This window comes from Streptomyces sp. NPDC005195, from assembly GCF_040608315.1.
Taxonomy (GTDB): domain Bacteria; phylum Actinomycetota; class Actinomycetes; order Streptomycetales; family Streptomycetaceae; genus Streptomyces; species Streptomyces kaempferi.
Genome location: NZ_JBEXHZ010000019.1, coordinates 125,969 through 134,644, shown reverse-complemented (window position 1 = coordinate 134,644; position 8,676 = coordinate 125,969). Strand labels below are relative to the sequence as shown.

6 protein-coding genes and 1 pseudogene are annotated in these 8,676 nt (G+C 69.8%); 2 read left to right on the top strand and 5 right to left on the bottom strand.

Translation table 11 applies throughout. The annotated features are described in order from the left end of the window. Nucleotides 1–310, top strand: a pseudogene (locus ABZV34_RS21135) (glucose-6-phosphate isomerase); the annotation flags it as partial. 392 nt (nucleotides 311–702) lie between these two features. Here ABZV34_RS21135 and pgl read toward each other — a convergent pair. Genes pgl through tkt form a run of 5 tightly spaced genes read right to left on the bottom strand, consistent with a single transcriptional unit; the run spans nucleotide 703 to nucleotide 7,317 of the window. Then, the gene (pgl, locus tag ABZV34_RS21130) at nucleotides 703–1,485 is read right to left on the bottom strand and encodes a 6-phosphogluconolactonase (RefSeq protein ID WP_329287046.1); all 783 of its coding nucleotides are present in this window, start codon (nucleotides 1,483–1,485) and stop codon (nucleotides 703–705) included. Beyond that, nucleotides 1,482–2,552 carry a glucose-6-phosphate dehydrogenase assembly protein OpcA gene (opcA, locus tag ABZV34_RS21125; RefSeq protein WP_356278632.1) on the bottom strand — a complete coding sequence of 357 codons (1,071 nt, stop codon included), beginning with the start codon at nucleotides 2,550–2,552 and terminating at the stop codon, nucleotides 1,482–1,484. Before opcA ends, pgl begins: the two co-directional genes overlap by 4 nt. Further along, nucleotides 2,549–4,072 (bottom strand): glucose-6-phosphate dehydrogenase, encoded by a 1,524-nt coding sequence (gene zwf / locus ABZV34_RS21120; protein WP_356278629.1) that lies wholly within the window; start codon nucleotides 4,070–4,072, stop codon nucleotides 2,549–2,551. The genes opcA and zwf overlap by 4 nt, the downstream gene beginning before the upstream one ends. Before the next feature lie 4 nt (nucleotides 4,073–4,076). After that, nucleotides 4,077–5,195: a transaldolase gene (gene tal, locus ABZV34_RS21115; protein WP_356278626.1), complete on the bottom strand. Its 1,119-nt coding sequence runs from the start codon at nucleotides 5,193–5,195 to the stop codon at nucleotides 4,077–4,079. Nucleotides 5,196–5,229: 34 nt separating this feature from the next. After that, nucleotides 5,230–7,317, bottom strand: a complete 2,088-nt coding sequence (gene tkt, locus ABZV34_RS21110; protein ID WP_356278623.1) for a transketolase — start codon at nucleotides 7,315–7,317, stop codon at nucleotides 5,230–5,232. Nucleotides 7,318–7,696: 379 nt separating this feature from the next. Here tkt and ABZV34_RS21105 point away from each other — a divergent pair, with 379 nt between their 5' ends. After that, on the top strand, nucleotides 7,697–8,650 hold the full coding sequence (locus tag ABZV34_RS21105) for a heme o synthase (protein ID WP_356278644.1): 954 nt from the start codon (nucleotides 7,697–7,699) through the stop codon (nucleotides 8,648–8,650). The last annotated feature ends 26 nt before the right edge of the window (nucleotides 8,651–8,676 follow it).

Below are 8,676 nucleotides of genomic sequence, written 5' to 3'. Positions count from 1 at the left end.
CCGCGCCGAGGGCGCCCCCGAAGACCTCGTCGCCCACAAGACGTTCCACGGCAACCACCCCACCACCACGATCCTCGCCCGCGAACTCACCCCCTGCGTCCTGGGCCAGCTCATCGCCCTCTACGAACACAAGGTGTTCGTCCAGGGCGCCGTCTGGAACATCGACTCCTTCGACCAATGGGGCGTCGAACTCGGCAAAGTCCTCGCCAAACGCGTCGAACCCGCCCTCACCGACGGCACCGACGTACCCGGCCTCGACCCCTCCACCAAGGCGCTGGTCGCCAAGTACCGCGAGCTGCGCGGCCGTTAGGCCCGGTGAGTGCGGGACGACGGGCGGCGGGGGCCGCCCGTCGGAGATGTCCTTCGGGTGCGGGTCGGCGGGGGCTGGTCGCGCGGTTCCCCGCGCGCCTTCAGAGCATCGCCCGTACCCGGCATCCACGGCCTGGCCGGAACCTTCCCACGCGGGCCCGCATCTCAGCCCGTGCGGAACCTTTCGGCGCAGGCCCGCTCATTCAGCCCGTCCGGGCGTTTGAGGACGAGCCCTTCAGGCGGTGCGAGGGTCCAGGGGCGAGGCCCCTTGACGGGTGTCCAGGGGGCGCGGCCCCCAGGTAGACAGAGGTTCCCCGGCTCGGGCGAAGCCGAGAGCGCGGAGGAGGGCAGGGGTGGCGAGAACGTGAGACGCCTCGCCGCCCCTGCCCGACATCACGCCGAAGCCGGCGGATACAGCGAACGCGGCAGCTGGGAAGCGGCCGCCGCGTCGAGCAGCCACAGCGTCCGCGAGCGCCCGTGGGCACCCGCGGCCGGAGCCTGTACCTCACCCGCGCCCGACAGGGCGATCGCCGCGGCCTGCGCCTTGTCCTCGCCGGCCGCGAGCAGCCACACCTCGCGGGCCGAGCGGATCGCGGGCAGCGTGAGCGAGATCCGGGTCGGCGGGGGCTTCGGCGCGCCGTGCACACCCACCACCGTCCGCTCCGTCTCGCGCACCGCGGGCAGCTCGGGGAAGAGCGAGGCCACGTGCGTGTCCGGACCGACGCCCAGCATCAGGACGTCGAACGCCGGGACCGAGCCGTGGTTCTCCGGACCCGCGTCCTTCGCGAGCTCGGCGGCGTAGGCCTCGGCCGCCGCGTCCGCGTCCGCGCCGTGAGGGCCGTCGGACGCCGGCATCGGATGCACCCGCGCAGGGTCCAGCGGCACCGAGTCCAGCAGTGCCGCACGGGCCTGGGTGTCGTTGCGTTCCGGGTCGCCCGCGGGCAGGAACCGCTCGTCGCCCCACCACAGGTCGAGCCGGCCCCAGTCGATGGCGTCCCGGGCGGGCGCGGCCGCGAGCGCCGCGAGGAGCCCGTTGCCGTTGCGGCCGCCGGTGAGGACCACCGAGGCGTAGCCGCGCGAGGCCTGCGCGTCCACGACCTTGGTGATCAGCCGGGCCGCCGCGGCCTGGGCCATCAACTCCTTGTCGCGGTGCACGACAAGCTGCGGAGTGATCACTTGGAGGCCGCCTTCTTGGCCGGGGCCGAGGCGCCGGTCTTGGCTGCGGCCTTCTTGGCGGGTGCCTTGGCCGGTGCCTTGTCGGCGGCCTTGACCGCAGTCCTGGCCGGAGCCGGGGGCTGGTCCGAGGACTCGCCCGACGAGGTGGTGAGCCGCTCCACCCCGTAGCGCAGTGCCGAGGCGTACGTGTCGTCCGGGTCGAGCCGGCGCAGTTCCTCCGCGATCAGCTCGGACGTGTCGCGGCGCTTGAGCGCCACGGCGCGGTCGGGCTGGCCGTCGATGGACAGCGTGGCGAGGGAGCCGTCGGCACGGTCCAGGACGATCGGGCCGCAGCTGGTCTCCATCCGGACGGCCGTGAGGCCGGGGCCGGACGACTGGGAACGCCTGACCGGGACCTTCAGCCGGTCCGCGAGCCACATGGCGAGCAGCTCGCAGCTCGGGTTGAACTCCTCGCCCTCCACCTCGACCGCGCTCACGTCGCAGACGACCTGGTCCAGGGCCGCGGCCAGCATCGAACGCCACGGTGTGATGCGGGTCCAGGAGAGGTCGGTGTCCCCGGGGGCGTAGGCGTCGGCGCGGGCGTTGAGCTCCCGTACCGGCGCCTCGGCCGCGTAGGTGTCGGTGACCCGGCGCTGGGCCAGTGCGCCCAGCGGGTCCTTCGCCGGGTCGAGCGGCGAGTTCACCGGCCACCAGACGACGACCGGCGCGTCCGGCAGCAGGAGGGGCAGGACGACCGAGTCGGCGTGGTCGACGACCTCGCCGTACAGCCGCAGCACCACGGTCTCGCCGGTGCCCGCCTCCGCGCCGAGCCGCACCTCGGCGTCGAGGCGCGACTTCGTGCGGTCACGGGGCGAGCGCGAGACACGCCTGATGACCACGAGGGTGCGCGAAGGGTGCTCGCGGGAGGCCTCGTTGGCGGCCTTCAGGGCGTCGTAGGCGTTCTCCTCGTCGGTGACGATGACGAGGGTCAGGACCATGCCCACCGCGGGGGTGCCGATGGCCCTGCGCCCCTGCACGAGTGCCTTGTTGATCTTGCTGGCCGTGGAGTCGGTGAGGTCTATCTTCATGGGCGACGCCAGCTCCGTCCGTCTCGTTCGAGCATTTCGTCCGCCTCGACGGGGCCCCAGGTGCCCGAGGGGTACTGCGCGGGCTTGCCGTGCTTGTCCCAGTACTGCTCGATCGGGTCGAGGATCTTCCAGGACAGCTCGACCTCCTCGGTGCGCGGGAAGAGGTTCGAGTCGCCGAGCAGCACGTCGAGGATCAGTCGCTCGTACGCCTCCGGGCTGGACTCGGTGAACGACTCGCCGTAGGCGAAGTCCATCGAGACGTCCCGGATCTCCATGGAGGTGCCGGGCACCTTGGAGCCGAAGCGGACCGTGACGCCCTCGTCGGGCTGGACGCGGAAGACGATCGCGTTCTGGCCCAGCTCCTCCGTCGCCGTGTGGTCGAAGGGGGAATGCGGGGCGCGCTGGAAGACGACCGCGATCTCGGTGACCCGCCGGCCCAGACGCTTGCCGGTCCGCAGATAGAAGGGGACGCCCGCCCAGCGGCGGTTGTCCACCTCCACCTTGATCGCGGCGAAGGTGTCGGTCTTCGACTTGGGGTCGATGCCGTCTTCCTGGAGATAGCCGACGGCCTTCTCGCCGCCCTGCCAGCCGGCCGCGTACTGCCCGCGGACGGTGTCGCGCCCCAGGTCCCTCGGGATCCGCACCGCGCCGAGCACCTTGGTCTTCTCGGCGGCGAGCGCGTCCGCGTCGAAGGACGAGGGCTCCTCCATGGCCGTCAGGGCCATCAGCTGGAGCAGGTGGTTCTGGATGACGTCGCGGGCCGCGCCGATGCCGTCGTAGTAGCCCGCCCGGCCGCCGATGCCGATGTCCTCGGCCATGGTGATCTGCACATGGTCGACGAAGGACCGGTTCCAGATCGGCTCGAACATCGTGTTGGCGAAGCGGAGCGCCAGGATGTTCTGGACGGTCTCCTTGCCGAGGTAGTGGTCGATACGGAAGACCTGGTCCGAGGCGAAGACCTCGTGCACGATCGCGTTGAGGTCCTCGGCCGACTTCAGGTCGTGGCCGAAGGGCTTCTCGATGACCGCGCGCCGCCAGGAGCCGTTCGACTGGTCGGCGAGGTGGTGCTTCTTCAGCTGCTTGATGACCACCGGGAAGGCGGACGGCGGCACGGAGAGGTAGAAGGCGAAGTTGCCGCCCGTTCCCTGTGCCTTGTCCAGCTCCTCGATGGTGGCGCGCAGCCGCTCGAACGCGTCGTCGTCGTCGAAGGTGCCCTGGACGAAGCGCATCCCCTGGATGAGCTGCTGCCAGACCTCCTCGCGGAACTCCGTACGGGCGTGTTCCTTGACCGCGTCGTGGACTTCCTGGGCGAAGTCCTCGTTCTTCCACTCGCGACGGGCGAAACCGACGAGCGAGAAGCCCGGCGGCAGCAGTCCGCGATTGGCGAGGTCGTACACGGCGGGCATCAGCTTTTTACGTGACAAATCGCCCGTGACGCCGAAGATGACCAGGCCCGACGGCCCCGCGATACGCGGGAGCCGTCGGTCTGCGGGGTCACGCAGCGGGTTGCTGCTTGACAAGGTTTCAGCCCTCCGAAGGGGCGAGGCGCTGGAGCTCCGCCTCTGTGGACTTGAGCAGGTCGTTCCAGGACGTCGCGAACTTCTCGACGCCCTCGTCCTCGAGGAGCTGGACCACGTCGTCGTACGAGATCCCGAGCTTCTCGACCGCGTCGAGTTCGGCACGGGCCTGCTCGTAGGTCCCGGCGATCGTGTTGCCGGTGATGCCGCCGTGGTCCTCGGTGGCCTGCAGGGTGGCCTCCGGCATGGTGTTCACCGTGTTCGGCGCCACCAGGTCGTCGACGTACAGGGTGTCCTTGTACGCCGGGTCCTTCACACCCGTGGACGCCCACAGCGGGCGCTGCTTGTTCGCCTGCGCCTTGTCGAGGGCGGCCCAGCGCTCCGAGGAGAAGACCTCCTCGTACGCCTGGTAGGCGAGCCGGGCGTTGGCCAGGGCGGCCTTGCCGCGCGCGGCCTTGGCCTCGGAGGTGCCCAGGGCGTCGAGCCGCTTGTCGATCTCGGTGTCCACCCGGGACACGAAGAAGGACGCCACCGAGTGGATCTTGGAGAGGTCCAGGCCCGCGGCCTTCGCCTTCTCCAGCCCCGCCAGATAGGCGTCCATGACCTCGCGGTAACGCTCCAGCGAGAAGATCAGCGTGACGTTGACGCTGATGCCCTTGCCGATGACCTCGGTGATCGCGGGCAGGCCCGCCCTGGTCGCCGGGATCTTGATGAGCGTGTTCGGACGGTCCACCAGCCACGCGAGCTGCTTGGCCTCGGCGACGGTCGCGGTGGTGTTGTGCGCCAGGCGCGGGTCGACCTCGATGGAGACCCGGCCGTCCTGGCCCTGCGTCGCGTCGAAGACCGGGCGCAGGATGTCGGCGGCGTCACGGACGTCCGCCGTCGTGATCATGCGGATGGCCTCTTCGACCGTGACCTTGCGGGCGGCGAGCTCGGTGAGCTGCTGCTCGTAGCCGTCGCCGCTGCTGATCGCCTTCTGGAAGATCGACGGGTTGGTGGTGACGCCCACGACGTGCTGCTGGTCGATCAGTTCGGCGAGGTTGCCGGACGTGATCCGCTTGCGCGACAGGTCGTCCAGCCAGATCGCGACGCCTTCCTCGGAGAGGCGCTTGAGTGCGTCTGTCATGGAAAATGCATCTCCTACGTGTCGTATGTCAGCGTCAGAGCTGGGCTGCGGCGATCGATTCCCGGGCGGCATTGGCGACGTTCTCGGCAGTGAAGCCGTACTCGCGGAAGAGCACCTTGCCGTCGGCCGAAGCACCGAAGTGCTCCAGCGAAACAATGCGTCCCGCGTCCCCGACGAACCGGTGCCAGGTCAGACCGATACCGGCCTCGACCGAGACCCGCGCGCGCACCGACGGCGGCAGCACACTCTCCCGGTAGGCCTGGTCCTGCTCGTCGAACCACTCCACGCACGGCATGGAGACGACCCGCGTCGGCACCCCCGCGGCCTGGAGCTGCTCGCGCGCCTCCACGGCCACGTGCACCTCGGAACCGGTGGCGATGAGGATGACCTCGGGCGCGCCGCCCTCCGCCTCGAACAGGACGTAGCCGCCCTTCGCGGCGTTCTCGTCGAGGTCGTACGTCGGCACGCCCTGCCGGGTCAGGGTCAGGCCGTGCGGGGCGCCCTCGCCGAACACCTTGGTGTAGCGCTTGAGGATCTCGCGCCACGCGATCGCCGTCTCGTTGGCGTCCGCGGGACGGACGACGTTGAGGCCGGGGATGGCGCGCAGCGAGGCGATGTGCTCGACCGGCTGGTGCGTCGGACCGTCCTCACCGAGGCCGATCGAGTCGTGCGTCCAGACGTAGGTGACCGGCAGGTGCATCAGCGCGGACAGCCGCACCGAGTTGCGCATGTAGTCGGAGAACGTCAGGAACGTGCCGCCGTAGACGCGCGTGTTGCCGTGCAGCGTGATGCCGTTCATCTCCGCGGCCATGGAGTGCTCGCGGATACCGAAGTGGATCGTTCGCCCGTACGGGTTCGCGCTCGGCAGCGGGTTGTCGGCCGGCAGGAACGAGGAGTTCTTGTCGATCGTCGTGTTGTTCGAGCCCGCGAGGTCGGCGGAGCCGCCCCACAGCTCGGGGATGACCGCGCCGAGCGCCTGGAGCACCTTGCCGGACGCGGCACGGGTCGCGAGGCTCTTGCCGGTCTCGAACGCCGGGAGCTTCTCCTCCCAGCCCTCGGGCAGCTCGCAGGCCGCGATGCGGTCGAACTCGGCCGCACGCGCGGGCTGGGCGGTGCGCCACTCCTGGTAGCCCTTCTCCCACTCGGCCCGCTGCTCACGACCCCGGTCGAGTGCCTGACGGGTGTGGGCGAGGACCTCGTCGGCCACGGCGAAGGACTGCTCCGGGTCGAAGCCCAGTACCCGCTTGGTCGCCGCCACCTCGTCGTCGCCGAGCGCCGAGCCGTGCGCGGCCTCGGTGTTCTGCGCCTTCGGGGCGGGCCAGGCGATGATCGACCGCATCGCGATGAACGACGGCTTGTCGGTCACCAGCTTGGCGGCCTGGATCGCGTTGTAGATGGCGTGCGGGTCGAGGTCGCCGTCCGGCTTCGGGGCGACCCGCTGCACATGCCAGCCGTAGGCCTCGTACCGCTTGACGGTGTCCTCGGAGACCGCCGTCTCCGTGTCGCCCTCGATCGAGATGTGGTTGTCGTCCCACAGCAGGATCAGGTTGCCGAGCTCCTGGTGCCCGGCCATGGAGGACGCCTCCGCGGAGATGCCCTCCTGCAGGCAGCCGTCACCGGCGACGCAGTAGATGAAGTGGTCGAACGGGGACTCGCCCCGCGGCGCGTCCGGGTCGAACAGTCCGCGCTCGTAACGGGAGGCCATCGCGAAGCCCACCGCGTTGGCGACACCCTGTCCCAGCGGGCCCGTCGTGGTCTCCACGCCGGGGGTGTGTCCGTACTCGGGGTGACCCGGAGTGCGCGAGCCCCAGGTGCGGAAGGACTCCAGGTCGTCCAGCTCCAGGCCGAACCCGGCCAGGTAGAGCTGCGTGTAGAGGGTCAGGGACGAATGGCCCGCGGACAGCACGAAGCGGTCGCGTCCGGTCCAGTCGGGATCCGCCGGGTCGTGCCGCATCACCTTCTGGAAGAGGGTGTAGGCGGCAGGCGCCAGACTCATCGCCGTACCGGGATGGCCGTTGCCGACCTTCTGTACGGCATCGGCGGCCAGGACGCGGGCGGTGTCGACGGCCCGCTGGTCCAACTCGGTCCACTCGAGGTCTGTGGTGGTCGGCTTGGTGCTCACCCTGGGTCAGGGCTCCTCTCCACATGTCACGCATGTCGAATGCCGGTGCACTGGGCGCCCACCGGCCGTTGTCGAGCCTACCCCCGTAGGTACCTGCGTTTTTTCGAGTCATTCCAGACTGCCGGGACTCGGCGGAATCCGCCTCCCGACTGGTCCGTTCCGTCTTCGGCAACTGAATACGGAGCCGCTCGTAAGAGTGCTCAATCGAGCCTCCCGACGCCCGTTGCGCGGGCCCCGCCGAGGCGCTGGTCCGGGCGCCCCCAACACGACCCCACCCCCGCGAAGGCCGGGGTCTGGGCAACGTCTACAGTGGCGTGGTACGCGCGAGCCTTTACGGGGAGTTCACACCCGGGGGCTTGCTGGGATGTCTCTGTCAGGGGTGTGCGTGACGGCCGTCGAATCCCGTCCAGCGGGGGTGCTCGGGACGAGCAGCAGCCCGAGCCACCGGCCGTTCGGGGCCCGGGTGAAGGCGTTCGTGGCGCTCACGAAGCCACGAATCATCGAACTGCTCCTGATCACCACCGTTCCGGTGATGTTCCTGGCCCAGCAGGGTGTACCGGACCTCAAGCTGGTCCTGCTCACCTGCCTCGGCGGCTATCTGTCCGCGGGCGGCGCCAACGCGCTCAACATGTACATCGACCGTGACATCGACGCTCTGATGGAGCGGACCTCGCAGCGTCCACTGGTCACCGGCATGGTCAGCCCCCGTGAGTGCCTGGCCTTCGGCATCGCGCTGGCCGTCGTCTCGACGCTGCTGTTCGGTCTGGCCGTCAACTGGCTGTCCGCGTGGCTGTCACTCGGAGCGCTCCTCTTCTACGTCGTCGTCTACACGATGCTCCTCAAGCGCCGTACGTCCCAGAACATCGTCTGGGGCGGCATCGCGGGCTGCCTCCCGGTCCTCATCGGCTGGTCGTCCGTCACGAACTCCCTGTCGTGGGCGCCCGTCATCCTCTTCCTCGTCATGTTCTTCTGGACGCCGCCGCACTACTGGCCGCTGTCCATGAAGGTGAAGGACGACTACGCGCGCGTGGGCGTGCCCATGCTGCCGGTCGTCGCCTCCAACAAGGTGGTCGCCCGCCAGATCGTCATCTACAGCTGGGTGATGGTCGGGGTCTCGCTGCTCCTGACCCCCCTCGGCTACACGGGGTGGCTCTACACGGTGGTCGCGCTGGCCGCCGGCGGGTTCTGGCTGTGGGAGGCGCACGGCCTGCTGAACCGCGCCAAGTCCGAGGTGACGGGCGGGAAGCTCAAGGAGATGCGGCTGTTCCACTGGTCGATCACCTATGTGTCGATCCTCTTCGTGGCCGTCGCGGTGGACCCCTTCGTCCACTAGGCGGACCGCTTTCCTCCACCGAGGCG

Excerpts from the sequence above, each read along its gene's own strand:
- opcA (WP_356278632.1), bottom strand. The coding sequence starts at position 2,552 with ATGAAGATAGACCTCACCGACTCCACGGCCAGCAAGATCAACAAGGCA.
- tal (WP_356278626.1), bottom strand. The coding sequence starts at position 5,195 with ATGACAGACGCACTCAAGCGCCTCTCCGAGGAAGGCGTCGCGATCTGG.